Genomic DNA, 26,658 nt, shown 5'->3' on the forward strand with positions numbered 1-26,658 from the left:
CGTCCCAGGGGGGACCATGCGCCGCACCACCCTCACCCTCCTCACCGCCGGCTTCCTCGCCGCCACCGCCGCCTGCTCCAGCAGCACCACGGACAGGCCGGCCGCCCCAGCCCCGACCCTCACGGCCGCAGGCACAGCGACCGCAACCGGGAGCCCGAAGGCCGCCCCGGACGCCGCCGGTCAGGACGCCGCAGCCATCGCCGCGAAGATCAAGAAGGCGGTCCACACCGTCACCACCACCACAAACGTCACCGCCGCGGACGACCCCAACAAGCTCCTCGGCCGGCCACACCAGTACTTGAGCGCGACCGTTATCACCGACAGCCGCATCGAGGACACCCACGCGTCGGGCGCCGACCGCGGCGCAACCGTCGAAGTCTTCGCCTCCGCCGAGGACGCGAAGGCCCGCGCCGCCTACATCGAGGCCATCGGCAAGGCCCAGCCGATCTTCGCCGAGTACGACTTCGTCCACGGCGCGGTGCTTGTGCGCGTCGCCAAGGCGCTGACCCCGGACCAGGCCGCCGAGTACGACAAGGCCGCCGGCTGACGACACTACGAAGCGCCCCCGCCCGGCACGTGGCCGGGCGGGGGCGCGGTGGTTCAGTGAATGAGCGGGACCACGGAGGCGACGACAGCGATGATCGCGCCGATCGCCGAGATGGTCGGCAGCGGCCAGCGGTTAGCCTCCAGGTGCCGGATGCGGGATTCGTGGTCCGCGATCGTCTCCCGATGCTCCCGCTGGTCGCCGAGGATCGCGTCAAGCTTGGCCTCCATCCGGATCTGGCCGTCAGCGATCCGCCTCACCTCCGCGTGCGTCTGCGCCGGGCTGATGTACACCCCGGCGTCCGGCGGCGGGGTACTCACTCGTGGCTCCCCATCGGCGGGTCCGCCGGCGGCAGCACGGTCGGAGCGGACGGCCCCGCCGCAGGCGCCGGCGCCATCTTCAGCCAGGACGGCAGCCACGCGTCGACCTGCGGCAGCGCCAGAACGCGGGTGATCGCCGCGGCGACCGCGAGCACGGTCCCCAGACCCGGCAGGGTGTCCGGCAGGCCAGCGGTACGAACCAGCAGCGGCAGGCCGGCGGCCAGCGCCGGAACGACGGCGAGCACCGTACGGGCGGTACGGCGTGCGGAGTCGGACATGGGGCAGCTCCTCAGCTGGTCGGGGTCGCAGGGGCGGTCGTGGACGCGGGAGTGCCGGCGACGTCGACCTGGACGTGGACCGTCGCGGAGGCGATCGCCTGCTGCACCGCGGCGACCACGGCGGCGGTGTCGACGTCCGGGTGCTGGGCCGTGATCTGGGCGGCCAGCGCAGTGATCGCGGCAGTCTGGGCGGTGAGGGTCGTCTGCAGCTCGGCGAAGGCCCGCGCGTTGGCACGGTCGCTGACGTCCTTGCCAGCGACGAACCAGTACGCGGCGAGGTCTCCATCCGCGGTCCAGTCGTCGCGCAGGTGCGGCAGGTGGTAGTTCCAGATGACGTGGGCGATCTTCGCGGCGTCGTCGTCGGTGATGGGCATGTCGTCCTCCTGGGACGGGGCGTTAGGGCGTGGGGCGCCGGCCTGCACCCACGCGTACAGGGGGCCGCCGGGGCAGTCGGTGGGGTAACCGTCGCGGTGGCCACGGATCTCGGGGCCTGCGGCGGCGTTGGCCTGGTAGTCCTCGATCGCGTCGCGCAGACCGTTCAGCTGGGCGTCGGTGGGCACGGTGGAGCCGGTCGAGCCGAGGAGCGCGCAGATCGCGTAGTGCTGGGCGTTGAGTTCTGTGTTGCCGTTCGCGCCAGACCACACGTTGTGGCCGCGGCCCTCGAACCGGTACCCGTGCTCACACACCAGCTCGTTGTAGGCGATGTCGAGCCAGTGTTCCTTCGGGTCAGCCATGTGAGCTGCCTGGACCTTGCGGACGTACGCAGCGCACGTCGCGTGATCGTCGAAGGTGTAGGACTCGCCTAGGTAGTGGACCTTCACGCCGAGCGCGCCAGTCATCGGCGTGTACGACCCCGACGGTGCGACCGCACCCCACTGATCACGCGTCACCCGGCCCGGAGGCATCCACGGCCCGGGGGCGGCCGGACCGGGAGAAGGAGCAGGTGCCGACGCACCAGCCCAGACGCGCAGGTCGTCGATGGTGCTGCAGTACACGTTGGTGTCGAGCGGTGCGTCCGTGAACTGGTGGAACCGCCACGGCGCCTGGATTCGCGGAGAACCGGGGGTGACGTAGTCGGCGATCCACAGGAAATTCGCGCAGTTGTCGTCGGTGCGGTGCCACCAGTCGACGCTCGTGTACAGCCCCACGCGGTTGTTCGGATACCTGGCCTTCACGGCAGCGAGCCAGGCGTTCTTCGCCGCCGTCGCAGCGCTGTCCGAGACCGGCTGACCGTACGGCTCGAAGTCCAGGACCAGCAGTTCGCCAGCTGGGACGGGGCCGACCACGCGACAGAAGTGGTCGATCTCGCCCTGGACGTCGTTCTCGCAGTGGATGAAGTGGTAGTGCCCGACGATGATGTTCCGACGCCGGGCTTCGGCCACCTTTGCCGCGTAGCCGGTTTGCTCGGTCCGGGCGCCCTCCGACGCCTTCACGATCACGAACTCGGCGTCGTCGGGTATCGAGGACTGGTAGTCGGAGACGTCGTAGCCGCGGGCGTTCGCCATCAGCCGGTCCCCTTCCCAGTCGCCGGATCGTTGATGCCGAGGTGCGTAGCGATCGCCCGGTTCCAGGCGAGCGCTTCCTCGTTCACGTCGTAGTCGTGTTCTGCCCGCAGCCGGTCGTGTTCAGCCTGCCGGTTCTGGCTGAGCAGCAGGATCGGGCCGGTGAAGCCTGCCTGGAAGCTGTAGACGAGGTTGAGCAGGACGAACGGGTACTCGTCCCAGCGGGACCATCCGTGCACGGTGTTCGCGGCGATCCACGCCGCAGTGAACACTGCCTGGCCGATGATGAACCGCCAGCTACCCATTCCACCGGCGAGGCTGTCAGCTACGCGGTCGCCGAAGGCGCGGTCATCGTGCCGGGCTTGGTTGGCGGGATGCCGGTGCGCCGATGCTTCGGTGGAGTCTGTGCGTCTCATGCGGCAGCTCTCTTGGGGGTGTTGAGCATGTGCTGGTGGATGGCGTCGATGCGGGCGCGGGCTTCGGCGGCGACAAGCGGGTCCCGGATGACGGTGGCTTGGTTGTCCTGGAGTGCTTCGCCGGAGTGGCTCCAGTTGGTGGAGCCGGTGACGACGTCAAGGCCGTCGACGATCAGCATCTTCATGTGCATGATCGCGCCGTGCTCGCTGCGGCCGATCGCCACACTGGACGCCGGGTAGCTCTCGCGTGCTAGCAGCGTCCGCTCGTGCACGCCGCCCGCCTGGCTGGAGTCGAGGGTGAGCTGGACGAAGACCTTCTCATCGGCGAGCTTCGTGCGGATGGCGTTCGCGAGTTCGTCGTCGTCGAAGCCGTACAGCGCCGCCACCAGCGAGCTGGTGGCGGACTGGACGAGGTCGAGCAGCATGCTGTGGACGTCGTCGACCGGGCTGTAGAAGGTTCGTACAGACGATGGGTATCCCGGGGGGAACCCGCCAGTCTTGTGTTTGTCGAGCGCGTCGAGGTTGGGCAGCGCCATGAGTTTCCTTCGGGCATGAAGAAGCCCCCGGCCAATGGCTCGAGGGCGTTGGGATGCGTTTGCGGGGCTGCGTCGCCGCCTATCCGATGGCGGCCCAGTAGGAGTACTGCGCCGCCGCGTTCGAGGCGGGAGTGATGTTCGCCGGCAGGGCTGTGGTCAGGCCGGTGCCGTTCGTGCAGAAGCGCAGGGTGCTGGTGGATGCCCCGGAGTTCATGAGCGTCGCGTTGAGATCCTGGCCGCGGTAGACCGACGGCATCGTGGTCGCGTTGAACATGAATGCGACCCAGTACTGACCGGGCGTGACCGCCACGTTGATCGTCTCGGTGAACATGCCGGTGCTGGTGACCCTGGCATCCACGCCGACCGACGCGAGGAGCGAACCGGCAGAGCTGTACAAGCCGACGAAATTCTGACCCGAAGTCGGCGAAGCACCCGCCGTGTTGATCCCCCACAGCAGCTTGGTCACGGTCACCGCCCTGGCGACATAGAGCGCCGCCAGGTACAGCGTGCCCGCGGTCCCGGCCTTCCCGGAGGCCACGTTCGCGGGATCGAAGACCCAGGCCTGCAAGCCGGTCTCCTGCGGGCCGACGATGCCGAGGGCGTGCGCGCCGACGCTCAGGCTCTGGCCGACACTCAGGGTCTGATCGGTGGCCAGGGTGCCGGCGGCCGAGCGGTACAGGTTGGTGTCGGCCGTGGCGCTGCCGGAGCCCCACTGCATCTTGCCGGCCACGTCGCGCTGGAACCGGGCCACAGTGTCGCCGGTGGCCCTGCTCTTTGCTGCGAGTCCGGTCGCGCCGCCGGAGACGTAGTTGAGCAGCGCATTGGTGGTGTTCGTGACCGAGTTGGAGAGCTGGAGTGCGATGGCGTCTGCGCTCTGGGAGATCGATCCCTGTCCGGTGGTGGCCCAGTTGAACGCGGAGGCGAACGTCTGCGTGTTGGTGGCGCCAGTGGCCTCCAGGACGTTCGGGGACCGCCACCAGTTGGAGTTGGTGCCGTCATCGCGGATACCTGCGGAGATGCCCTGGAAGAAGCCGCTGTTGAGGGCGACGTTCCGGCTGGATCCGACGATGCTGAACCCGTACTGCGGGGAGGCGTTGCCGGTGTTGTCGTCGTTCGTTCCGGGGAAGACGGTCGCACCGTTCACGATCACGGGGACGGTGGAGCCGGAGTTCACACAGATCCCGGCATAGCCGGAGGTGGTGGACGACCTGCCGTCGCGGCGCAGGAGCAACCCGGTGAAAATCAGCGGAGTCGGGCCCGTGGCGTTGATGTTGACGCCGTGGTAGGCGTTGCGGTCGGTGCTGCAGCTGACGAATGTGCAGCCGCCCGAGCCAGCGCCGCTGCCGGTGGAGCCGGTGATCGTGAACCCGTCGTAGGCGTTCCACTCCGCGCGGCACGAGAGGAAATGCGAGTTGGCGTTGGGGCCCAGGTACCAGCCGGATTTGCCACAGCCGATGGCCTGCACGTCCATCCAGGTGGAGTCCGTCATGCTGATCGAGAACCCATAGCCGAGGCAGGCGTTGGCGACAACGCGGGTGACGCGCCAGGAGTACGGGGTACCGGAGGCGTTGCTGACGGTGGCGATGCCATGGTTCGGCATGCTGCGGATCTGCACGTTGTCGATCGTCAGACCATGGACGTAGCCCTGCGCCTGGATGCCGTCGATGGTCGTGCCGGTGAGGTTCGAACCGTCGATCGTCAGGTTCGCGATGTGCGCGTCCACGTTCGGCAGCGCGTATCCGCCGGTGGTCTGGTCGAGGAGAAGGAGCACGGCGGCGCCGGTGAAGCTGGCGACCGGTTTGATGGTGCACGTGGTGGCGTCGATGTGCGTGCCGGTCCAGCCGAGGAGCCGCACCTGCGGTGGAATCGTGAGCGGCGCGGAGACGGCGTAGTTGGCCGGTGGCGGCGGCAGGTACACGGTGCCGCCGATGGGAGCGGCGTTGAGGGCGTTCTGAATGGCTGCGGTGTCGTCGGTGACGCCGTCGCCCTTGGCACCGTAAGGAGGCTCCATGACGTTCAGCCAGTCCAGAAGGCCGGCCAGGGTGATGCCGTACACGCTCGCGGTCAAGGTGGGTCTCCTGGTCAGATCAATTTGCCGAGGATCACGTAGGTCTGCTGCACGCCGACCGGCATGACGAGGACGTGGTCGCCTGCAGCCGGGGTGTAGGACGACAGACGCTGGTACGGCCCCGTGAGGGTGGAGGCCCCGTTGATGTAGGCCTTGGGCTGGCCAGATGTGTAGGCCGGGTCGATGACCGCGGGAAGTGCGGCGAGTGGCCAGCCGGAGTCGATTCCCGCGGTGCGGACTTCCAGGCGGCCCAGGCGCTGCTGCATGGCCAGGAGTTCGGCGGGGAAGCGCTGCTCCAGCGGGCGCGGATAGAGGGGCATCAGTGGGTCGCTGACCTTCCTGGGGGTTATCCGGTGACGACGCCGGAGGTCTGGAGCTGGATCGTCTCGGACTGTTGCGTGCTGGCGGGACGGCAGGTCCAGCCGACGACCCGGACCTGCTGCTGCAGTCCGGGGGCGCCAGTGGAGGTGGGCGGGTGCAGCGGCGAGGTGGCGACCAGGGTGGTGGTGTCGCCGAGGACGATGTCTCGCAGCCGTGGGTAGCCGGATCCGCCGATGGTCACGACCGGGTTGGTCATGGCCTGGGTGCGCAACTGGACCTCGCCGTCGGCGAAGCCATCGATCTGCGACTGCGCGGTGACCCAGGAGCCTTGCCAGGAGACGGAGGATTCCATCAGTGGGTAGCCGGCGCCGAGGTCTCGGGCGTCGGATCCGTGCGGGTAGGCGGACTGCCATTGCAGGGCTGCGCCGTTGGGTGGGGCGGTTGCCCAGATGACGTTGCTGCTCTGGCTGCCGGTGCGCTGGTAGCCGTAGTCGATCAGGTTGCCGGGGTAGGTGAGGGTGTAGCCGGATGACGGGGCCGGGCGGCCCATTCTCAGGTAGGCGAGGCGCAGGAAGACCGCCAGATTACCGGAGGAGTCGATGCCGGGGACGAACGCGAACTCGAGGTTGCCGGAGGCGCACATGTCCTGCCAGGCGCTGCTGACCTGGGTCAGGTCCGAGTAGGCGTACGAGGCCGTCCACGGCACGCCGGCGATCGCGGCTGCGCCCTGCGGAACCACCAAGCGGGACACGGCGCCGTTGCGGGCAACCATCGCCAGGTACGCGGAGGTACGGGTGGCTGGCGGGGACACCGATGAGATGAAGGCCGACTTCTTGGAGGTGCCGTAGCGGACCAGGTCGATGAACGCCTGAAACAGGTCGACCTGCTGGTAGATGATCGTGTCGGTGATCAACCTGCGCGACCACAGACTGTCGAGGGTCTGCGCGGAGATCGGGAGCGTTCCCTGCTTGCGGCCCTGGTCCGGCCAGTCCCAGACGATCCCGGCCCACACGGGGTAGCCGTCTTGGAGGACCCAGAGCACGGCGCGGCGGCATTCGAGGGCCGCGACCGCGGGTGCGTTGGCCGCGTACGTCTGGCTGAGGGTGAGGGTTCCGGTGAGAGTGCCGGAGCCGTTGAGTTGCATCCCGAACGACTGGACGGACAGGGGGAGGTTGTCGGCGAGGACGGCTCCGGTGATCAGGTCGGTAGCGGCGTAGGTGTAGGCGCTCACAGGGTGACCGGTTGAACCCGCAGGAGGATGCGGCTGTTCTGGCCCACCACCGTCGTCCAGTTGTTGGTGCCGACCATGTTCTGGGCTGTGACCTTGACGGTGTGGGTGCCAGCGGACGGGGTGTCGCCGGTGGCGCCGCTGGTGAAGTACGACCAGGATCCGCCGGCGTAGAGTCCGGCGTCGGTGGGGCAGTTCGGGGTGAAGTAGTTGTCGAGGACTGTGCTGTCGATGTACATGCGGAACTGGACGGTGAAGTTCGGCGTGCCGTTGTTGTTGGAGGACACGGCGCCCCACTTGAACAGAACCTGGATGTCGGTGGCGCCGTCGGTGGTGATGGTGCCGCTGAGGACCGTCGTCTCGGTGCCGTACCAGTTGAAATTCGAGGTCAGTGTGTTGATGATCGGCGACCAGGGCAGCACCTTCATCTGCTGCGCGCCGGCGTTGTTGTTGTGGTAGAAGCTCCCGGACGGCTTGTCCCAGGCGATCTGCCCTGCGTAGCCGGTGACAGTGCCCTTCGGGGCGACGAGGATGCCGCCGGTCGTCGTCGTGAAGGGCCTCTGGTCGGCGAGCATGCCGCTGGTGATGGAGGTGGCGGCGGCCGGAACGGTGAGCTTCGACAGGGTGATGGAGTTCGCCGGCGCGGCGGGCGTGGACGGGGTCGCCGCTGCTACGCCCGTGATGATCTGCACCGCGCCGAAACTCGATGAGGTCCCGACGTCGGAGACGTAGGCCACGATGATGTCGATCCGCGGGTTCGACGGGTCAGCGGTCTGCACCGTCAGCGTCGCAGACGACGCGAGGGTGGAAACGTAGCCGCCGGCCGTCGGAGTCGCCGTGTTCGGCACGACGTACGAGCCGGGCTGCACGCTGACCGTCATGCCTGCGCCGGCGGACACCAGCAGGCCGGCGCCACCGATGACGCCGCCCAACAGGCCGATGCTGCCACTGGTGACGATGCCAGGGTCGAAGAAGTACGCGGTCACAGAGGAGTTGCGCAGGTCATTACCACTGCTGCCGTCGTACGTCTTGCCGGTCAGCCACAGCGGCACGGACGTTGTCACCTGCGTTGCCATCGGTTCCCCTCTCGGACTGCGGGGTTCAGACCCAGCTGTCCCGCCAGTAGTAGGTGGTCATGGCCCCGGACCCGGCGGTGCCGCCGAAGGCGATCTGGCTGGTTCCGGGGGCGAGCTGCCACCAGGACGATGCGATGTCGGCTGGCCAGTACGTGCCGCCGGTGGATGGCATGCCGGGCGAGGTCGAGGTCACGGTCGGGTTGACGAAGCCCTGCCGGTTGAGGAAGTCGACGACGAAGGTGTCGCCGGCGCCCAGGGTCAGTCCGGACCAGGACACGGTCTGGTTGGTGGCGAGGTTGGTGAGCGTCGGGCCGGTCACGGGGCCGGACATGACCGCGACCGGCGGCGTCTGGAACGACCCGGCGTTCGTGGCGGCTGCTGCGCCCGGCGGAGCGGATGCCGCCAGGGTGAACGGCACCGTGAACGGAACCATCATGCCCCCGCCGCCCCCGGCAGGCGCCAGGCTGATCGGCAGAGACCGCTGCACGGTGGAGTACTTGCGGGGATCGGGGGCGACCAGCCCGACCGTGAACGTGACGTCAGTCAAAGTCGGGTAGGCCTCGGTGAGTTTCCCAGAACGCCTCACGCACACGAACTTGGGGACCGGCTCGTCGTAGCGCAGCATCGCCAGGTCACTGATGGGCACGGCCTGTTGCAGCAGTGCGCGGGCCTGGTCCCGTAGAGCCTGGGTCGGTGCGGATGCGGTGACAGTCCAGGTGAGGGTGCGGGGCGCGTAGTACTGGGGGGAGGCCCATCCGCCGTGGTCGCCGGCACGTGCGATGACGCCCGCCCCCTGGACGTCGGGGCCGTCCCAGCCGTCCAGCTTCTGCCACAGCCACGAGATGCCGCTGCTGTCCACCTTGCCGAACTCGATGTCGATGCCGGCGTAGGTGATGCCGCCGGTCCAGAATCCGACGTCGCCCGCGGGGACCGGCAGTGTGAGGCCGCCGACGACGGTGAAGTCCTCGACGCCGAGGAAGACGTTGCTGCCGTACTGGCAGGACCAGTTGGCGACGTAGACACCCTGTGCGGCAGTGGCGGGGATGTTCCAGGTGCAGGCGTACTGGCCGACGCCGATGCGCCACACCTGGCCGGACACTGGCCGGTTGGCTCCCTGATAGGTGTAGGGCCCCGCGATGTCCGGGGCGAACCCGACCTGCTGCCCGTAGGTGATGTCGAGCTGCACGGCGGACGGGTCGGCCAGTACGCCGCCAGCCTCGTTGTAGAAGTTCAGGTACAGCGTCCACGGCTGGCCTGCAGCGGCTGGCGCCACCCGTCACCACCTCCAGTGCCTCGCGCTGGTATCGGTCACGGTCGGGCAAAGCCCCGGGCTGGTGCGATCGGACCGCTGCCACACTGGCGGCACCAAACCGCCACAACCCCGGGGAGGGGTTCCGTGCGTCGCGCCCATGCGGCACTCGCCGCCGTCCTGCTGACCACCGCGTGCGCCAGCACCACCACGGCACAGCCCGCGGCCCCGCCGTCGACCGGGGTGCCAACCCCGACCTCCTCGGCGACGACCGCTGCTTCAAGTCCGCCTCCGCCGCTGGCCTCGACGGCGTCCCCGAGCCCGACGGCAAGTGCGACACCGACCCCTGCTGCTGTTTCGGCGGGACACTTGGAGGTGGCGGTGCCTGCCGCGCGGCTTCCCTACAAACCGGCAGAAGGGGCGCCCGCACTCGACGACGTCGAGGTCATGAAGACCGCTGCCGACCCGTGCGGGATCCCGGCCGACGACTCCGGCAACGAGGCCCAACTCCTCAACGCCCAACTCGACGTGAACGTCGTCATCGTGACGTTCGAGTTCACCAACCCCTGCCTGACACCGGTGAGTTACTCCTTTCACGTCACGCAGGCGATCGGCAGTGAGACGGGGCCGTCCGGAGGGCCGGGAGTCGATGCGACGACCGCGCCCATCCAGCCCGGGCGGTCGATCAAGTTCGACGTCAACGTCGTGCCTCGATCGACCCTGACCGCCGCCCAGGTGGAACAGCTGTGGATGGGTGTGACACGGATCGCCAAGGCGTGACCGCGACTGGAGGCCGAGCCTCATGCTGGGCCCGCATCAGGGGTCAGGCGCCGCTCAGCGCCAGCGTGAGCCGCCGCTGCATGTCGGCCTGCTGCTCCACGGTCGGGAGTTGCGTGCCGTGGTAGTGCTGCTCGACCGTGACCTGCCGGCCGATGGCCGCACCCGCGGGCCCCTGTCCGGCGAGATGCCGGACCAGGGCGACGAACGCCTGCGACTGCTCTGGCGTCAGCACGGCCTCAGGCTTGCCCAGGCCGTTGACCGGCATGGTCCCAGGCATCAGCCACCCGCCCTGGTCGTACCCCTTTGGCGGCAGGCTGGGGTTGGCCTGCTGCACGCGGCTGATGTTGCCGTAGGCGGCCACGATGTACCGGACCGCAGCGGCAACGTTGGCGACCGGGTCATAGATGTCGGTGCTCGTGCCGGGCACGTGGTGGCTCAGGAACGTGGACATGATCGTCTGGGCGAGGCCGCGGGACGGGTCCCCGTTCTGGGCGTTGATGTCGGTGTTGTTGATGGCTTTGGGGTTCCAGCCGGACTCACGCTCGATCAGCGTGTTGAGGCCGGCTCGCCATTCGTCCTGCGTGCCTGGTGGGGGCACCCCGGCGGCCTGGAGCGCCGCGTCGATGATGGCCAGGTGGTCTCCGGTGGGGATGGGGCCGCCACCGCCGCCATTGCTTCCGCCCGATGAGGGGTGCTTGCCGAGGATGGCCTGCACCATGGTGTGGATCAGCGACGTCGGGATCCCGAGCATCAGCTTCGCGTAGGCACCGCTGGCGCCCTGGGTTCCGACGAGCTTGGCCAGGGCATTGGTCAGAGCTTCACCGTTACCCGTGGCCACCGCTGCAGTGATCTTCGCAAGGTCTAGGCCCTTGTCGATCAGACCACCGACAAATCCCTTGATACCGCCGATGATGCCGCCACCCGAGAAGTGGTTGGCGACCGACTGCCGGCCGCCGCCGTACGCCTCGTTCAGCGCCAGTACGGCACTCGGACCGATCGCCTGCACTGCCTCCGGCACCAGCACAGCCTCACCCGGCGAGAGCATCGCCGGAACGGTGTCCTGGCCGGGAGCGTAGCCGGGGACTATGCCGCCTGCGGCAAAGCCTGTGATGATCGGCAGGTCGAGGGCATGCATACCGAGCGCGCCGGTGACCTCGTTCCAGAGCTTCGCGATCCCGTTGTCGTACACAGTGTTGACCAGGAAGGCCACGGGGTCCTTGAAGATGGCCGCGAGAGTGTCCCAGACCTTCTTGAGCCCACCGACGAAGGCCTCGGTGCCCTGCTTGATGCCGCTCCACATCGGTTCGAAGACCCCGTGCCACAGCCAGGAGGCCTTCTGCTCGATCCAGTCGACCGCCTCGCGCCAGTGCGACACGAAGCCGAGGATCGCCGCGACCACCGAGACGATCGCGCTGATCACCGGACCGATCAGCTTGCCTGCGAACTCGACGAGAACGCCGCCGAGCCGGAGCACCAGGCTGACCAGCGGAAGCAGCGACTCGATCAGCTTGACGCCGGCCGGTATCAGAGGGAGGAGCGCTTGAAGGGTCTGGACCAGCCCGACCTGCAGATCCTTCGCCAGGAACTGCGCGAGCTGCAGGACGACCGGCATCAGCGCCTGGAACAACGGCGTCAGATCCTGTCCGATCTGGCCGATGATCTGCCCGATGATCGGCAGCAGTGGCGAGAACGCCTGGACCACGCCGGTGATCGCCTGCGCCACCGGCAGCAGCAGCGGACCGAGCGCCTGGAAGATCGGGCTCAGCCCCTGACCGAGCGCGCCGGCCAGTGTCGTCACGGCCGGCAGCAAGGCCGCGAGCGCGGGCGCGAGCGCCTGCGCGGCCTGGCCGACCACGGTACCCAGCAGCGAGCCGATCGGTGCCAGAGCCTGACCCAGGGTCGACAGCCCGGACGACAGCGGGCCGACGAACGGCCCGATCGCCTTCACCACGGCCGTCAGACCGTTAGCGATCCCCGCGACCGCGCCACCCAGCCCGTCAGCCGCACCCTTCTGCGCGCCGAGCTTGGCGAGTGCACCGACGAGGTTTTGGACAGCCGGAGCGACGGTCTGGGCGAGCTTCAAGCCGTTGTCGATCAGCCCCTTAAGGACGTCCTGACCCGCCTGCGACTGCAGCGCCGAACCGATCGTGCTGAAGACCTTGCCGATCTCCGCACCCATCGCGGACACACCCGCCGTCAGCGCCGGCATCGACTGCGACAGACCCGTAACGAACTGCGCCAAGCCCGGGGCGACCGCGTTCTGCGCGGCCTCCTTCATGCGCGTCAGTGCGCCGTTCATCCCCAGGATCTGCTCGACCACGGCCCGCATCGCCGGAGTCATCCGCGACAGATCCTTGGCGAGCTGGTTGGCGGCCTCGTTCTCCGTCGCCTTCATCGCGGCCCACTGCAGCTGCTGCTCCTGGACCACGTTGGAGACATTGCGCTCCGCCAAGGCGACGCTGCGGGCGTCCATCTGCCGCTGGTAGGCGGCCTCCTGTACGGCCGCCGTCAGCTGCATCTGCGCTTCCTTGACCTGGGAAGCGTTGTTGAGCTGTGTGTTCGTCAGGTTCTGCTGCGCGATGGCGTACTGGGCCTGCGCGTCGGTCTGCCCGTACTGGGCGGCGACGACGGCCTGCTTCGCCTTGATGATCTCCTGGGAGCCGTCGATGCCCTCCTGGTTGGCCAGGTTCGCCTTGTACTGGGAGGCGGTCAGCTGGTCCTGCGCGTCCACGAGCCGCTGCTGAGCCTGGGCGACAGCCAGGGCGGCCTGCTGCCGGTCCAGTTGCGTGGAGTAGGCGTTCTCGTTGGTTAGCTTCTGCTGGTACAGGGCCTGCTGGATGCCGAGCTGGGCCTCCTGCACGCTCAACTTGGAGTCGGCGAGCTGGTCGTCCAGTTCCCGCAGGTTCTCCCGCGCCCGCTCCCACGCCTGATTGAGGTTGTACTGCGCTTCGCTCAGCGCATAGTTGGCCTGCTGGACTCCCTGCTCGGCCTGCACCACCGACTGCAACGCCTGCACCTGCTGCGCGGCAGCGGAGCGCTCCACCGACGCCAGGTTCATCTGCGCGGACTCGATCGAACGGGCCGAGGTGATCGCGTCCTGCGCCTGCTGCATGCGCGCGGTGGTGACCTGCTCCTGCGCCCCCTGCCGCGCGACGGAGTTGCTGAACTGGATCGCGGCGGTCTGCTGAGGCAGCATGCCGATGTTCAAGGCCGCCTGGTGGGCATCGCCCAGCGCCTTGGCGACGGGGCCGAGCGACAGCGCGCCGGCTCCCGCGAGGAGGCCGCCGCCCATCGCGGCGCCACCGATGCTGGGCAGGAGGCTGGTGATGCCTCCGACGATGCCCAGCGGCGCCTTGTACTCGGACAGGCCACCGAGACCGCCCTCGCCGCCGGAGCCGCCGACGTGCGGCTTGGCGGACTCCGAGTTCAGCCTCTTGAGCCGCCCCTCGGCCCGGTCGACACGGGCGTTGAACTCGCCGTCATCCAGGCCGAGGCGCGGCTTGGCTTCCTTCGAGTCGAGCTCGGCCAACTTCGCCAGCAGACGGTCCAGGTCCGCCATGGCGCGCGTCAGGCCCGCGGACGCCTGGACCCGGATCTGCGCGTCCCGGGTCTGCAACTCGTCGAGGCGAGCGCGCAGGATCTCCAGCCGGGTCTGCGCCTTCGCAATGTCGGCGGTGACCTTCGGGGTCGCCTCCTTGGTGCTCAGCTCCTCCAGCTTCGCCGTCACGGCGTCGATCTGGGCCTGCGCCGACGCCATCTGCGGGGTGACCGAGGGCCGGGCGATGACCGAGTTCAGCCGGTCGATCTTCGCCTCGATGGCCTCGACCTTGGCCTGCGCGTCGGAGATATCGGCGCGCACCCGCGGCGACGGGTCAGTCGCGGACAGGGCCTGGAGACGCTCCCGGATCTCACCGATCTTCGCGCTGGCCTCGCCGTCCTCCAACCGCACGCTCGGCCGGGCCGTGCGCGCGCCGAGCTCATCGACCGTGGCCCTTGCCCTTTCGGCACCGGCGTCGAGCTCTCCGGTATCGAGCTGGACCCGCACCCGGGCCCGCGCGCCGGCAGTGGCTTCCTCCAACTTGGCGAGGAGTTCCTCCCGGAACCCCTCGGTGTCCGGGGACACCGTCACAAAGGCGCTGGCAATGCGGAAGCCTTGAGGCATGGCTCACCCCCCGGGCGATCCGTAGCTGAACAGGCCCGCAAAGGCGGGGTCGGCCGCGAGTGCCGTACGGGTACCGGGGTTGATCTCCTCGCGGCGGCCGGGCGCCATCTGCGGCATGCCGCCGGTGTCGCCGTCCTCCTGCTGGGCGGTGGCCCTGACCCTCATCACGCCCTCGTACGCGGGCATCCGCCATGCGAGCCGAAAGAACGTCGGGCCGTCGAGGACAGTGATGTCGGAGACGCGGTGGAAGACGCTGAAGTCCGAGGCCAGGTCGTCGAGATGGTCCAGCACCCAGCCAACCTGGACCACCCGGTCGACTACGCTTTTGGGAGCTCCAGAGCGCCCATGGTCTGCCGGGTGGCAATGGCCGTGATCTGTTGGAACTGCTCCGGGGTGAGCTGGTCGTACTCGCGCAGCGCCCGGTAGCCCTCCTCGCCCAGAAGACTGCCGAGGAGGAAGTCCGCGGCAACGGCATCGCCGGAGTCCTTGGCCAGGTGCATGTACTGCAGCGCGATGTTCATGCGGGGACGGGCCGGGATCGTGTACTCGACGTCGTCGATGTAGAACAGCGGCACCCGCTCCTCGTCCACCTGCGGCGTGGTTGTGAGGCGCAGCACCTCGAAGGCGGGCTCGGCGGGGGCGGTCGGCGCAGGGGGCGGAATCGGCCCTCTGGACGGCTTCTTGCTCGCGGTCACCTTAGCGGCCACAGGGTTCTCTCCTGGAAGGCGGGGGACGTCAGGGAGTTGCTCACGCCGTCTGGTCGACGATGTGGACTGGCGGGATGCTGCTGCTCACGTAATACGCGGAGAACGTGCAGTCGTATGCCTGTTGGGTCTTCTTGTCGTACGCGAGCTGCGCCTTCACCTGGGACAGCACCTTGCGGACGATGACGCGACGCAGCGCCGGCTGGCCGCTGGAGAGCATCGGAGCCCAGCCGTCGATGATCAGCGCCGCGTAGCTGGGCTGCGTGGACGCCGAGGTGACGGGGATGTCCAGCGTCGAGTAGCCCGAGTTCGTGGCCAGGGTGCCGATGTTGTTGAGTGCCGTCTGCAGGTTGGCCAGCGTCATCTCCGCCAACTTGGCGGTGACCTGCATCTTCATGGCGGTGAGCCGGGCGCCGACATCCATGGTGATCTGGTCGACGGTGAGGGAGGTGTAGGTGTTGTCGACCTCCCAGGTGACACCGCCGTCGGTGCCGCCAACGTCGGTCCAGGGAGCACCGGGCGGCGTGGTCGGGCCGTTGGGGGTCACGGCGGAGTCGAGAGGCTCGGTCGAGCCGAACGCGGCGACGTACAGACGCGCCGGCCCAAGGACCAGGTTGGCGGCATTCACTGCCAAAGGGATCATCCCCTACGTGATGGGTGCGGGCATGAGAAAGGCCCGCACGAAGCGGGCCGGAAACTGGGCGCTGGAACGCGGTTAGAAGACACCGCTGTTCTGGAGCAGTGCGATGCCGGTGACGCTCGCCGGGGTACCGAAGTCCACGAAGATCGAGCCGCTGGGCTGGTTCTCGTCCGTGGGGAACGGGCCGACGATGTTGATCGCGTTCGAAGCCAGCGACGCCGTGATCGCGGAGACCGGCTGACCCTCGATGGTCGTCCCGATGTTCACGATGACGGTGCTGCTGCCCGCGGTGCTGTTGCTGGACTGCGGCGCCAGGCCGGTGTTCGTGGGCGGGGCGGTCAGCACCAGGTTGGTGCCGATCGCAGTCGGCGAGCCGGCGGTCTGCTGGCGGGTGTAGCTGGCTCCGCCGGCCTGGGTGACGTAGGCGTACCAGCCGGTGGCGTTGCCTGCGGCGGCCGGGGACGTGACCGTGATGGTCGACGTCGAGCCGGTCGTGGTGACGCTGGAGGAGGCGGAGGCGACGGTCTCGCCTGCGGCGTTGGTGTAGGACACCTCGACCTGGTAGGTGCCGGCGGCGACCGTGCCGCCGGTGGTGGCGGTCGACACGCTGGGTGCGGCGGGGGCGGTCAGCTGGCCGAGCTGGACGTGCAGCACCTCGCGGCCGGTGTTGACGAAGCTGACGCCGGTGTTGGCGCCGAGAGTCGTGGAGTTGAGCAGTGAGGTGAGGTTGAGGGGCGCGGCCGAGCCGGTCTTGGGCTGGGCGGTCGCGGTCAGGCTGAGACGGGTCATGCGACGACGTCCTCCTTCGGCTTGGACGCCTGCTTGGCGGGTGCGGGGACCACGGTGGGCTGCGGGGCGGTCTCCTCGACCAGGAGGCCCTGGGCGCGGAGCACCTGCACCTCGTCGTCGGGGACCTCGACGGGGTCGGGGAAGAAGGTCGTGCGGACGAGGGGCATGGGGTCCTCGCTCAGTAGAGACGGTCGTTGACGGTCACCCAGGACAAGGCGAGATCGGCCTGGAATCGGGCGTAGTCGCCCTGGTCGTCATAGAGACGGCGGAAGGCGCTGGCCAGATAGGCGGTCTGCACAGCTGCCGCGGGGTAGGCGATTCTATTGGCTGTGATCTGCAAGGGCCGTGCGATGGTGCGCCTGTCCCAGGTGGCCCGGCGGATGGCGCCGGCCAGGGCCGCGGCTTGCCCCCACGGCGGCTTGTTGCTACCGGGGACGGTGGCCCAGCAGTCGAGCTGCATCACCGGCCGGTTGACGGGCAGCTGCGGGTCGGGGCCGCCGCCGACCACGGCGACGGTGACGAACCCGGTGGCGACCCACGGGGCCGGGCTGCCGTCGGCGTTGACGTCGGGGGGCAGGGTGGTGCCGACCATGGACGGGTTGAAGCCGGGGATGGTGGCAATCCACGCAGCTGCTACGAGCTCATCGGTGCCGTCCAGCGGAAGAACGGGGGAGGTCACCGCAGACTCCCGCTACTCGCCGCGCTGCTGGAGCAGAGCCGGGCGCAGGAACGGCTGCGGTCGGCTGCCGGGGTGGTGGACTTCCCGGACCGGGTGGGCGGCGCCCTCCCAGTGGAGGGCCTGTTTGCCGTTGGGTCGGATGACGTGCGGGCCGGTTCCGAGTTCGACGTAGGCGGCGTAGGTGCGGCCGTCGGCGCCGCCGGTCGCCGAGATGACCAGGTCTGGGCCTTCGAGGTGGTGTTCGATGCTGGCGGCGAGTGCCCCGGTTTTCTCGGGGCAGTACCGGGCGGCGTCGGCAGCGATGGCCGGGCCGAGCTGCTCGGTGAACAACCTTGCGACGGCGAGGGCGACTTCGTCCTCCCAGGCACCGTCGGCCTCCACACGGGTCACGGGCACCTCCTCAGTCCGAGCCGGTGGTGACACCGGACCGCATGCGCAGGGTCAGCGTCTTTGGGGGCGGGTAGTAGCCGATGCCGGGCTGCTCCTGGATGTTCTCGATCATGAAGTAGCGGCCGGTGGTCTCATCCCGAATCGTGTCCGTGGTCCGTACGTCGGCCCAGTTCGGCACGGTGCAGGTGATGCTGCGGATGATCTGCTGGCGCTGCGTTGCCGCGTCGAACGCGACCTGTTCGGTCTCCGCCAGAGCAGCGGGAACACCTGTGTAGGTGGGTACGCCCACGTCCGTCGCATCGCCGTAGGCGTTGACACTGGTGCCGCGCATGATGGTGATGGTTCGGTTCCAGAAGCGCAGGACCCCGGCTGTGCCCGTTGCCCCGCCGGTGCCGAAGTTGGGGCGCCGCCGGGCCATCAGACCACCCGCTGGTAGTCGTCGAGGAGCATCTCGACCTCCGTGGCCAATGCCCCGGTTCCGCCCGCTAGTTGCCCGGACAGGGACTGGGTGGCGATCGCGTCGATGCCCTCCAGGGCCTCCACTGCGGCGGCCAGCACTGCGGCGTGGATGACGTTCGCCGGGAGCGCCGACACGACCGCTCCCGCCGGATGAGCCTGGGTGAGCGGCTGCGCGAGCTGAATCGTGCCGGGCCCGGTCTGCACTGCCGTTGTGGTGTTCGGCAGGATCGTCGGCGTGGTGGCGGCAGCGCTGCTCACGGCGATGGTTTCCGTGGCGGCGCCGTCGTAGCAGAATCCGGCCACCCCGTGCGGACCGCCCCAGCCGGTCACGTCATCGACGCTGATTACCGTTGCCCCTGCCGGGGCTGCCGCCGTGAGGCCAGCGTGTGCCCACCCCGACGAGTACGACGACTGCACCTGCCAGCCGCCGCGTCCCTGACGCCAGTCGATCCAGCCGGGGGCCACGTCGATGACGCTGCCGCCCGACGGGCCCGTTGCCGGACCCGAGCCGGCGAACGACACCGGGGTGCGAAGCCGGAACTGGCCGGCGGGCACCGGCGACCAGGCGGCCGGGAACGCGCGCGACGGCGAGACGAGTACCGCCCAGACATCCGACACGTGCCGGTGCCTGGCGATCAGCATGCCCAGCTGGGTATGCCGGTCGACGCCGACCCGCGGACTGCCGGGACCCGAGTGCGTCTCCGTGACGACCACCGACCGCAGCGGCTGACGGCAATAGGAGTCGACCACGGAAGTCGCACTCCAGCACACCTGCTGGAGCTGGGCGAGCTGGGACGGAGAGTCCGCCGTCAGCGTCGGAATGACCTTCCAGGAGATCCCGGCCGGCTGCGCCAGCAGCATCGCTGGCGTGATGTAGGGCGTGGCCATGCAGAGTCACCCCCGGGGAACGGCGTGGCGGATCGAACGAGGGCGTGTCCTACTCGGCCCCCGGCCCATCGGGTCGAGCAGAACTGGTCCTGCGGGCCCGGGAACTCCTCGCCGGGACGGCCTCGTCGACCTCGGCGACCTGCTTCACGGCGTTCACTGTCTGCGCGGCCTGCACCAGCTGCTGCACCGCGTCGAGGAGCGTGGCCGGGTCCTTGCGACGTTCGATCTCCTCGATGACGAGGCGCTGCTGGCGCTCGACGTCGGTTTCCCAGGCCGGGAAGCCGCGCAGTTCCTCGGCCAGTTCCTCGGGCAGGTCGAAGCCGCCATGGCTGGGGTCGGCCTCGATGCGGCCGTGGCGGGGGTCGTCGAGCGCGGTCGCGCCCGTACGCGAGTAGAGGCGCATGCCTGTTCTCCTTGAGGGTGAAGGAATGGGTTCGGCTGTCGGCCCGGGGTGGGTCAGCGGCCGAACAGGCTGAAACTGACGCCCGTGAACGTCGGACTGCTGGTCCCGGTGATGGTCCACCGGATTCGGCCGTTGTAGGTCAGGTTGTAGCCGGTCGAGATGTTGCCTGCGACGGTGCCAGCGAAGTTGAGAACGGCACCGGAGATCGCGGTCGCATTCGAGGTGAGGACCCAGTTCCCGAACGCGTCACGAACATCAAAGAAGACTGCCAGCCCCGGGGAGGTGCCGGTCGGGGCGTTCGCGACGTTGACGACGAGGAGGCCGTTGGACACTGCCGAGATGTCGATCAGGCCGCCGGTGGCGTTGTTGACCTGGTTGGTGATGTTCGCCGTGACGGTGTCCGAGTTGCCGGTCAGCGTGAGCCCGTCGGCGCGGAACAGCTCTTGCGTGGCGGTAAAGTTGGGGTACGGGACACCCGCGCGTGCCGGGGGCATCGGACCTCCTGGTCGTCAAGGGTCGGGCCGGGAGCTGGCTGCTCCCGGCCCTTGCGGGCGCTGCCGCCCGGCTGGCGGCCCCGCGCCACGGCGGGTGTTAGGCCACGTTCTGCAGAGTCGCCATCGCGACCGGAGCGCGGTTCAGGAAGGCGCCGACGCTTCGGATTTCGAACTCGCGCCTGGGACCGCCACCTGCGGTGTTGGCGATGCGGGAGATGCCGTAGTCGAACTGGGCGCAGTCACGCAGGGCGCGGTACTCCAGGACGCTGGAGATGTTGGCCTGCGGGAACGGCACCCTGTCGGTGCGGGCGATGATGGTGCCCGGCGGGAGGGAGGTGTGGACCTCGATCGGCACGGTGACGCCGCCCGCGGGGGCGTTGACGATCTCGCCGACCCGGCCGCCAGCGGTGACGGAGACACGGCCGGAGGCATCGGTGTTCAAGTAGGTCGTCGCCGACGACGAGCCGAGGATGAGGTTGGCGATCTCCTGGGCCTGGGCTGCGTTGACCATGATGGCGGTCGGGGAGCACTTGACCTGCTGCCACAGCGGCAGGAACAGCAGGTTCTCGATCTCGGTGATCGACCCGCCGGTGAGGGTGAGCGCGGCGCCGTTCAGCGAGTTGTTGATCGACGGGTTCGCGGTGCCGGTTCCAGGCTGGGACCACTGGCCGGCGCCGTTGTAGTCGCCGGCGAGGGAGGCGAGGAAGCCGTCGTACTCGGCGGGCGCGGCGGAGCCGTTGTCGGCGGCGGCGTTGTACGTCGGGGAGGCGTTGGAGGTGCCCTGCCAGGAGGTGGACAGGTCGGGAGCCGCCGTGAGCGCGGGCAGCGCCTGGTTGGAGCTGATGACCTTGGTCATGGTGACCGTGTTGACCGTGGTGGTCGTGTAGTAGTACCAGGTGGTGCCGTTGCTGGACTGGAACCAGTCGTAGCAGACCGCGCCGCGCACCGAGGCGACGGTCGCGGACACGGTGTTGGTGGTGCCGGCGCCGGTGGCGATGCTCGCCGAGTTGCCCTGGCTGTTGCCGTTGCCGTAGTAGTAGCCGGTTCCGGTACGGGCGGCGACGCCGACGTACACGGTGGTCGTCGCGGCGATGGTGCCGCCGGTGGTCGACGTGGTCAGGGTGGGTGCGGCGGGCCGGGCGAGCGGGAACGACTGGCCGCCCATGAGCTGCCGGTCGTCGCCGATGAGGACCTGGTTGAGGACCTGGAACGTCGCGATCGCGAACGGGTCGCCGTATCCCTGTGCCAGGTCGTAGGCGTCCTGCGTGACGAGGCCAGCGAAGCCGGTCGGCTTGTAGCGGGCCTGGAAGTCCTGCTCCAGGAACTGGACTTCATTCGCGGCGTAGTCGAAGCCCATCGCGGGCGAGGGCTGCGAGTTGGTGAGGTTCATGATGGCGCGCCACACGGCGAAGTTGTTGCCGTTGGGGCTCATCACGCGGGCGACGATGTCGCGGAACGGGGTGACGACCGGGATGAGGGAGACGAGCTGGCTCAGGTCGTACGAGTAGATGCCGGTGTTGTTGAGGATGCCGGACGTCTGGGCCTTGCTGATGGCGGCCAGGGTGTCCTCGGTGACGTTGGCGAGCGGTGCGCTCAAGGGGTGCCTCCTGGGCATGCGAAAGCCCCCGGGGCGCTTGGCGCTCGTCCGGGGGCTGCGGGGTCTGTGGGTGCGGGCGGGGCTACCGCTGGTGGATCGCCTGGAGCGCGGCGATGGCGGCGGTCTGCATGTCGGTGGCGGCCTGGTTCTGCTCGATGGCGGTACCTCGGTAGAGGACGCCCTTGAGCTGGCGGGCCTTGGCGACGTCGACGGCTGCGGGTGCGCCGTGGTCCTGGCCGCGCAGGTGCTCGGCTGGTGGGAGCGCTCCGTTGGTGAAGACCTTCGGCTGGGCGGGCTGCTCCTCCAGCACCCCGACGCGGCCCTTGAGCGTCTCGACGAGGCCCGCCAGCTCCAGGACGGCATCGCCGGTCTTGGCGATCCGCTCTTCCTGGTCGGCGCTGTGCTTCGTCAGGACGCCTTCGACCGCAGCCAGGAGGCTGCTCTTGAACATCTCAGTGAAGGTGGTGCCGTCCTCGACGGTCTTGGTGACCGTCTCATCGTCGGACGGCGCGTTGGCGGGGGTTCCGGCCTCGGCCGCGGGCTGCGGTTCGAGGTCGGGGGTGTTGTCGGTGCCGGTGGCAGGGGCGTCCGCGCTGTCGGAGCTGTCGTCGGAGTCGGTGTCCATGTCGTCCGGCTCGGCCTCGGCGTTGGCCACCGGGGTGACGTCCGCGGGGTCGACGATGCCGATCAGGCGGCCCTTTTGGTCGTAGACGACGACCACGGGCGGCTTGTCACCGTCGGCCTTGGCCAACGGCTCGCCGTCGGTCTCAGGCGCGTCGGTCTTCTCGACCTCGGTGGAGTCCTCGGAGGGGGTGGGTGTGGCCATGTCGGGCTCCTCGTGGGCGGTCTTGGCGACCGGGGCTTCAGGTAGCGAGGCGAGGACCCGCTGGAGGTGCTCGGTGGCGGTGCGGATCGCGGTCTCGTTCGCGGCGGACAGGACCCGGCCGGCCTTCGTGACCTGGCCGAGGGCTTCGACGGTGTCCAGGGCGGCGGGGTCGAAGCCGCCGAGGGCCTTGCCGACCTGGGCCATGGCCTCGCCGCAGAGTTCGGCCTCCGCCTGCTCGCCGACGGCGAAGCTGGCGAGGGTGTCGATCACGTAGTCGAGGGCGCACTGCGCGTCCTGGAGGTCCCATGCCGCCTCGGCGTCGTCAGGGTCGGCGCTGGCGGCTTCGAGTAGTTCCCGTTCGGCCAGCACGCCGAGGGCGTTCCGCAAGCGGACTGCGATCGAAGTCCACTTCTGGGCGGTGGCGGCGTCGATGGCCTCCCACGCCGGGCTGCCGGGATCGTTGGGGTCGCCGGGCGCGTCGTCGTCGGGGGCGGCGAGGACCATGGTGGGGTCGAGGCCGTCGTCGCTGTCGTCAAGGTCGGCGCCGATTCCGGCGTCCTTGGCGACGTCGGCGCGGTGGCGTGCGCGCTGCGCGGCTTCGTGCATCAACTTGGCGATGGCCCCGGGGCTGCCGGTCATGGTCACGGTCTCCTCTTGGGGCGTGGGCTCGGGTGTGGACTTGCCGATCAGGTCCCGCACGAAGCCGGGGTCCATCAGGCCTCGGCCCTCGTCGGCGTGCTTGGCGATGATGAAGCGGGTGCCGTTGGCGGCCTTGTCAACAAGGTCCACGCGCGGAATGTTGGCATCCACGAGCTGGGTGAACTCGTCGTCGGGTGTGGTCATCAGCTGCTCCGGTTGGGGATGCGCCGCGCCGTGCCCTGCGGCGAGAAGCCGGTGATCCGGCCGGACTTGTAGAGCTGCCAGGCGGGTTCGTCGAGGATCGCCCCGACGAGCCAGTCCCCGGCCTTGACGACCAGGCCATCGCCGATGTCCCAGTCCGGGCCGCGGTAGATGTACGACTCCACGACCGTGGCTGCACCGGTCGTACCGTCGGTGTGGAACAGCCCGACCTCGGCGCCCAGGGGGAGGTAGCCCCATGCGGCCTTCTCCAGCTCGTCGGGGGAGAAGTAGTCGCGGCCGCCGTCGGCACCTCGCTGGATGCGGGGGTCCGGGCCGGCCTGATAGGCAACGCCGAGGACGTAACGCTGCTCGGACACGGGCCACCTCCTATCCGGGGAGAACGGCGCAGCGGCACCGGGGGTGGGCGGGCGGTGTGGTGTCACCGCTGGGGTAGGCGTGGCCGATGGGAACCGGCCCGGCCGTGGCGTTGGCATCGCAGACCGGGCAGACGCTGCCATCGGGCTCGGTCTGCCACCGGCCGAGCGCGATCCCGTTTCGCCGGTAGTTGTCGGCTGTGCCGGAGGCGATGCCGCGGGTGGTTTCGGTGATGGCGGCGGCGTAGGCCCGGTCGGGGTCGGTCATGGCCGCGTGCATGGCCGCGCCGATGGTGTGCGGCGTATCCCCGGCCATGACTCCGGTGGAGAGGGCCTTGGCCGCGTCCTTGATGCGGGATGCGGTCAGGGCTGCTGCGGCGGCCGCGGCGCCGGCGGTGAGCACTGCGAGGGCTGGGCCTGCGCCGGGCTCATCGCTGCGGCTCTGGACGGCAGCCGGGTCGCCGGGCTCCCAGCCGTCAAGGCCGGCTGGCTCGCTGCCGGTCACGACTGCTGCGGACGCCGTGCCGACGAGGTAGGCGTCTGCGTAGAGGCCGGTGAGCGTCTCCGCGAGCGCGGGCCCGGCGGTGATGCCCTGTCCGGCGAGCCAGGTGACGGCGGCCGCGGTCAGAGCCTGCTGGTCCACGCTCCGACCGCTGTTGCCCGCACTGAAGGTACGGGCAAGCCGGGTCGCTGCCGTCGCGGTGAGGGCCGTGCCGAGCGCGGCGGCGATCACCGGTGCCCAGTAGCGGGCGGTGCGATCATCCTGCTCCCAACCTGGCCAGTCAGGACTTTTGGGCCGACATCACCGGCCTTCGCCACGTCCGCCTGCTCGTCCTGGCCGAGCACGGCAAGGACGTCGGACAAGCCGGCCAGCAGCTCCGGCCGCACCGCGGGGTTCCCAGCGAGAAGCGCCGGGTCCCACCATGCGATCGCCTCCACCTGGTCGCCGTCGGGGTCGTCCGGGTTGTCGACCCGGTCGCGGCCACTGGCGACGGGCACCATGTCCTCAGAGTCGACCGCCCACACGAGGCCCTGGTAGATGCCGTCCGCACTGATCCACGAGCCTGCGGAGGATCCCGGGGGAGGGATGCATCCCGTCTCCTCGGCCCACTCACGCCACGCGCCCTGAAGGGGCGTCTCGGCGCCTTCGAGGTGGCCGCCGGGGAACTCCCACATGCCGGCCGCGGGGTCGTCCGGGTCGAGGGCCCGTTGGATCATCAGAACCCGGCCGGTGTCGACAGCCTGCACGGCGAGCCCGGCGACGGCGACCTCGCCGGCGGTCTTGCGAACTGCGAGGCGACCGCTCTGGTTGAGCCGCCGCGCACGTGACGGCACGACGTGCTGGAAGGCGAAGTCCCGCCAGCGGCCGTCTCGGCGCCTCGCACGGGCGAAGCGGTGGAAGGCTGCCAGCTCCTGCTTGGCCAGCTGCGCCCGGTCGTCCTCTTCCTCGTCCTCGCCGGTACGTACGAGGTCGTAGCCGGTGATGCCAGTGGCCGAGGTGATACCGGCCGTGGGCGCCGTCGGTTCCGCGGCTGGGCTGCCGGCCTCGGCGTCCTTGGCGACGTCCGAGGCGTGAACCAGCTTGTTGTACTGGGCCTGGTAGGCGTCCTCGGCGGCCGCAGATGCGGCCTGGTCGGTGGTGCCCGGCGCCGGGACGGTGCCTGGCGGAGGAACGAACGGCTGGTCGAGGATCCGCTGATCCTTGGCCGGCCCGTACGTCTCGGGATCGACCTTGCCGGCGATGCCGTCGATGGCGAGGAGCGGGATCGGTCCGACACGGGGCGTGGAGAAGAACCGGGGGGTGGGCCGGGTCGGGTCAGCGGGCAGGCCGAGCAGGGCTTCGCGGCCCTCGTCGGCGGAGGCCATGCCTGTCTCGATGTACACCTGCCAGGCCTGAGCCAACACCAAGCGGTCTTCCTTCTCCTGGCCGGTGTCGAAGGAGAAGCAGACCGGCAGGCCAAGGTCGTCCCGAAGGAAACTGCTGAGGACCGACTGGATGTGGGCGATCAGCGGGAGGTCGCCGACGCGGTGTTGGACGTCGCCCTGGGACTCAGACGAGCTGAGGTTGACGGTCTCGGTGAACCCGAGGTCCGAGGGGACGACGTGGTAGGCGGCGCAGGTCTTGCGCATCAGGAAGAGAGAGAAGGTGTCGGAGAAGTCCTTCTCGTTTGACCAGGTGATGCCGGAGCCGCCGGGCATCCACTTGATCTGGTGCTTAGCGGCCTGGTCACCCATCATCAGGGCGTCCCAGGCGACCTGCCATTCCTCAATCTGGTCCGGGGTCCACGTCTCCGGCGCGGACGCGAACGCCTCCGGCACGTTCCCTTCCGTGAAGCGCTGCAGGAAGTGCGCCTGGAACCGAAGGTCAGTGTTCGCGTTGAGGAGGATCGACTCCAAAGGGGCAGTGCCGTACGGGCTGTTGGCCCGCGGCCGGAACGGCTCGTAGATGAGGTCGTTGCGTGTCAGCCAGTTCCACGGCAGGCCCTGAACGTACTGGACGTACGCCTCAGCCTCGGTAGGGACGTTGCCCCAGTAGTCGAGCAGCGGGGCGATGGTGGTGCCGTCCACGACCATGAGGCCGATCGCGTCGCCTCGCCGGTTTCGCATCCTGTAGAGGGCGCCAGCGTCGTAGGCGAGGACGTCGTACAGCCACTTGGCGAGCCAGTTCGCGAACGGCGTCTGACGGTCGGGCTTCTCCAGGACGACCATGCCCTGGGCGATGGCTGCGGTGGCGTCGCCGTGGAATCCCGGCATGGGGGTCAGGGACCAGTCGAGGGCGCGGATGGAGTCGATCCGGTGCCAGATGCAGGTCTGCGCGACGTCGTAGGCCTCGATCAGGCCGCGCAAGGTGGGGAAGGAGACGCGTTCGTGGAGGCGGGGCCGGGAGGCGATGTTGACGCCGGTCTGGAAGTCCCGGGCGCGGGGCTGCCGCGAGTAGCCGTCGAAGGGCAGCTGCGGGGTGCCCGGCGAGAACGGGGACTGCGGGGTCATCTGGGCGGCCTGTTCGGCGGCCACGATCTGCGCGGGCACCTGGTTTCCGCTTCCGAAGACCTTGCTGATGCGATCCCGGATGCCCACGCCGCCTCCCATCAGGG

The 26,658-nt window shown here is 69.3% G+C and carries 29 protein-coding genes; 2 read left to right on the top strand and 27 right to left on the bottom strand.

The features are described 5' to 3' along the window. Positions 1 to 16 precede the first annotated feature (16 nt). On the top strand, positions 17 to 547 hold the full coding sequence (locus ACWCYO_RS04640) for a hypothetical protein (RefSeq protein ID WP_449783321.1): 531 nt from the start codon (positions 17 to 19) through the stop codon (positions 545 to 547). Positions 548 to 600: 53 nt separating this feature from the next. Here the strand turns inward: ACWCYO_RS04640 and ACWCYO_RS04645 are convergent, their stop codons facing one another. From ACWCYO_RS04645 to ACWCYO_RS04690, 10 genes are all read right to left on the bottom strand, one after another. Beyond that, positions 601 to 837 (bottom strand): hypothetical protein, encoded by a 237-nt coding sequence (locus tag ACWCYO_RS04645; RefSeq protein ID WP_449783322.1) that lies wholly within the window; start codon positions 835 to 837, stop codon positions 601 to 603. Between the two features lie 23 nt (positions 838 to 860). Then, positions 861 to 1,142 (bottom strand): hypothetical protein, encoded by a 282-nt coding sequence (locus tag ACWCYO_RS04650; RefSeq protein WP_449783323.1) that lies wholly within the window; start codon positions 1,140 to 1,142, stop codon positions 861 to 863. Between the two features lie 11 nt (positions 1,143 to 1,153). After that, the gene (locus ACWCYO_RS04655) at positions 1,154 to 2,647 is read right to left on the bottom strand and encodes a GH25 family lysozyme (protein WP_449783324.1); all 1,494 of its coding nucleotides are present in this window, start codon (positions 2,645 to 2,647) and stop codon (positions 1,154 to 1,156) included. Next, positions 2,647 to 3,060, bottom strand: a complete 414-nt coding sequence (locus ACWCYO_RS04660; RefSeq protein ID WP_449783325.1) for a DUF1003 domain-containing protein — start codon at positions 3,058 to 3,060, stop codon at positions 2,647 to 2,649. The genes ACWCYO_RS04655 and ACWCYO_RS04660 overlap by 1 nt, the downstream gene beginning before the upstream one ends. Beyond that, positions 3,057 to 3,596, bottom strand: coding sequence for a phospholipase D-like domain-containing protein (locus ACWCYO_RS04665; protein ID WP_449783326.1), 540 nt, complete (start codon positions 3,594 to 3,596; stop codon positions 3,057 to 3,059). The genes ACWCYO_RS04660 and ACWCYO_RS04665 overlap by 4 nt, the downstream gene beginning before the upstream one ends. Before the next feature lie 79 nt (positions 3,597 to 3,675). Further along, complete coding sequence (locus ACWCYO_RS04670) at positions 3,676 to 5,664, bottom strand: glycosyl hydrolase family 28-related protein (RefSeq protein WP_449783327.1); 1,989 nt, start codon at positions 5,662 to 5,664, stop codon at positions 3,676 to 3,678. Between the two features lie 14 nt (positions 5,665 to 5,678). Next, positions 5,679 to 5,984 carry a hypothetical protein gene (locus ACWCYO_RS04675; RefSeq protein ID WP_449783328.1) on the bottom strand — a complete coding sequence of 102 codons (306 nt, stop codon included), beginning with the start codon at positions 5,982 to 5,984 and terminating at the stop codon, positions 5,679 to 5,681. 26 nt (positions 5,985 to 6,010) lie between these two features. Beyond that, the gene (locus ACWCYO_RS04680) at positions 6,011 to 7,216 is read right to left on the bottom strand and encodes a hypothetical protein (protein ID WP_449783329.1); all 1,206 of its coding nucleotides are present in this window, start codon (positions 7,214 to 7,216) and stop codon (positions 6,011 to 6,013) included. After that, complete coding sequence (locus ACWCYO_RS04685; protein ID WP_449783330.1) at positions 7,213 to 8,289, bottom strand: hypothetical protein; 1,077 nt, start codon at positions 8,287 to 8,289, stop codon at positions 7,213 to 7,215. Before ACWCYO_RS04685 ends, ACWCYO_RS04680 begins: the two co-directional genes overlap by 4 nt. Before the next feature lie 25 nt (positions 8,290 to 8,314). Continuing rightward, the gene (locus tag ACWCYO_RS04690; protein WP_449783331.1) at positions 8,315 to 9,562 is read right to left on the bottom strand and encodes a hypothetical protein; all 1,248 of its coding nucleotides are present in this window, start codon (positions 9,560 to 9,562) and stop codon (positions 8,315 to 8,317) included. A 351-nt stretch (positions 9,563 to 9,913) separates the two neighbouring features. Here ACWCYO_RS04690 and ACWCYO_RS04695 point away from each other — a divergent pair, with 351 nt between their 5' ends. Next, positions 9,914 to 10,318, top strand: a complete 405-nt coding sequence (locus ACWCYO_RS04695) for a hypothetical protein (protein ID WP_449783332.1) — start codon at positions 9,914 to 9,916, stop codon at positions 10,316 to 10,318. A 43-nt stretch (positions 10,319 to 10,361) separates the two neighbouring features. On the opposite strand, the gene ACWCYO_RS04700 is transcribed toward ACWCYO_RS04695, so the two are convergent. From ACWCYO_RS04700 to ACWCYO_RS04780, 17 genes are all read right to left on the bottom strand, one after another. Further along, on the bottom strand, positions 10,362 to 14,480 hold the full coding sequence (locus ACWCYO_RS04700; RefSeq protein WP_449783333.1) for a hypothetical protein: 4,119 nt from the start codon (positions 14,478 to 14,480) through the stop codon (positions 10,362 to 10,364). 3 nt (positions 14,481 to 14,483) lie between these two features. Further along, positions 14,484 to 14,771, bottom strand: a complete 288-nt coding sequence (locus tag ACWCYO_RS04705) for a hypothetical protein (RefSeq protein ID WP_449783334.1) — start codon at positions 14,769 to 14,771, stop codon at positions 14,484 to 14,486. 26 nt (positions 14,772 to 14,797) lie between these two features. After that, on the bottom strand, positions 14,798 to 15,187 hold the full coding sequence (locus ACWCYO_RS04710) for a hypothetical protein (protein ID WP_449783335.1): 390 nt from the start codon (positions 15,185 to 15,187) through the stop codon (positions 14,798 to 14,800). Between the two features lie 40 nt (positions 15,188 to 15,227). Next, a complete protein-coding gene (locus ACWCYO_RS04715) occupies positions 15,228 to 15,812 on the bottom strand; it encodes a hypothetical protein (protein ID WP_449783336.1) in 585 nt (194 codons plus the stop codon). 87 nt (positions 15,813 to 15,899) lie between these two features. Next, positions 15,900 to 16,613, bottom strand: a complete 714-nt coding sequence (locus ACWCYO_RS04720) for a hypothetical protein (protein ID WP_449783337.1) — start codon at positions 16,611 to 16,613, stop codon at positions 15,900 to 15,902. Continuing rightward, positions 16,610 to 16,780 carry a hypothetical protein gene (locus ACWCYO_RS04725; protein ID WP_449783338.1) on the bottom strand — a complete coding sequence of 57 codons (171 nt, stop codon included), beginning with the start codon at positions 16,778 to 16,780 and terminating at the stop codon, positions 16,610 to 16,612. Before ACWCYO_RS04725 ends, ACWCYO_RS04720 begins: the two co-directional genes overlap by 4 nt. 11 nt (positions 16,781 to 16,791) lie before the next feature. Continuing rightward, the gene (locus tag ACWCYO_RS04730) at positions 16,792 to 17,292 is read right to left on the bottom strand and encodes a hypothetical protein (RefSeq protein ID WP_449783339.1); all 501 of its coding nucleotides are present in this window, start codon (positions 17,290 to 17,292) and stop codon (positions 16,792 to 16,794) included. A 12-nt stretch (positions 17,293 to 17,304) separates the two neighbouring features. Further along, a complete protein-coding gene (locus ACWCYO_RS04735; protein ID WP_449783340.1) occupies positions 17,305 to 17,682 on the bottom strand; it encodes an HK97 gp10 family phage protein in 378 nt (125 codons plus the stop codon). A gap of 10 nt (positions 17,683 to 17,692) precedes the next feature. Beyond that, on the bottom strand, positions 17,693 to 18,100 hold the full coding sequence (locus ACWCYO_RS04740; RefSeq protein WP_449783341.1) for a hypothetical protein: 408 nt from the start codon (positions 18,098 to 18,100) through the stop codon (positions 17,693 to 17,695). Continuing rightward, positions 18,100 to 19,029 (bottom strand): hypothetical protein, encoded by a 930-nt coding sequence (locus tag ACWCYO_RS04745; RefSeq protein ID WP_449783342.1) that lies wholly within the window; start codon positions 19,027 to 19,029, stop codon positions 18,100 to 18,102. Before ACWCYO_RS04745 ends, ACWCYO_RS04740 begins: the two co-directional genes overlap by 1 nt. Positions 19,030 to 19,078: 49 nt before the next feature. Continuing rightward, on the bottom strand, positions 19,079 to 19,432 hold the full coding sequence (locus tag ACWCYO_RS04750) for a hypothetical protein (protein WP_449783343.1): 354 nt from the start codon (positions 19,430 to 19,432) through the stop codon (positions 19,079 to 19,081). Between the two features lie 53 nt (positions 19,433 to 19,485). Next, the gene (locus ACWCYO_RS04755; protein WP_449783344.1) at positions 19,486 to 19,926 is read right to left on the bottom strand and encodes a hypothetical protein; all 441 of its coding nucleotides are present in this window, start codon (positions 19,924 to 19,926) and stop codon (positions 19,486 to 19,488) included. Between the two features lie 97 nt (positions 19,927 to 20,023). After that, the gene (locus ACWCYO_RS04760) at positions 20,024 to 21,523 is read right to left on the bottom strand and encodes a hypothetical protein (RefSeq protein ID WP_449783345.1); all 1,500 of its coding nucleotides are present in this window, start codon (positions 21,521 to 21,523) and stop codon (positions 20,024 to 20,026) included. An 82-nt stretch (positions 21,524 to 21,605) separates the two neighbouring features. Beyond that, positions 21,606 to 23,192 (bottom strand): hypothetical protein, encoded by a 1,587-nt coding sequence (locus tag ACWCYO_RS04765; protein ID WP_449783346.1) that lies wholly within the window; start codon positions 23,190 to 23,192, stop codon positions 21,606 to 21,608. Beyond that, positions 23,192 to 23,566 (bottom strand): XkdF-like putative serine protease domain-containing protein, encoded by a 375-nt coding sequence (locus tag ACWCYO_RS04770; RefSeq protein ID WP_449783347.1) that lies wholly within the window; start codon positions 23,564 to 23,566, stop codon positions 23,192 to 23,194. Before ACWCYO_RS04770 ends, ACWCYO_RS04765 begins: the two co-directional genes overlap by 1 nt. Before the next feature lie 10 nt (positions 23,567 to 23,576). Continuing rightward, the gene (locus ACWCYO_RS04775) at positions 23,577 to 24,206 is read right to left on the bottom strand and encodes a phage minor head protein (RefSeq protein WP_449783348.1); all 630 of its coding nucleotides are present in this window, start codon (positions 24,204 to 24,206) and stop codon (positions 23,577 to 23,579) included. 86 nt (positions 24,207 to 24,292) lie between these two features. After that, positions 24,293 to 26,641, bottom strand: a complete 2,349-nt coding sequence (locus tag ACWCYO_RS04780; protein WP_449783349.1) for a phage portal protein — start codon at positions 26,639 to 26,641, stop codon at positions 24,293 to 24,295. Positions 26,642 to 26,658 lie beyond the last annotated feature (17 nt).

The organism is Kitasatospora sp. NPDC001683 (assembly GCF_053596495.1).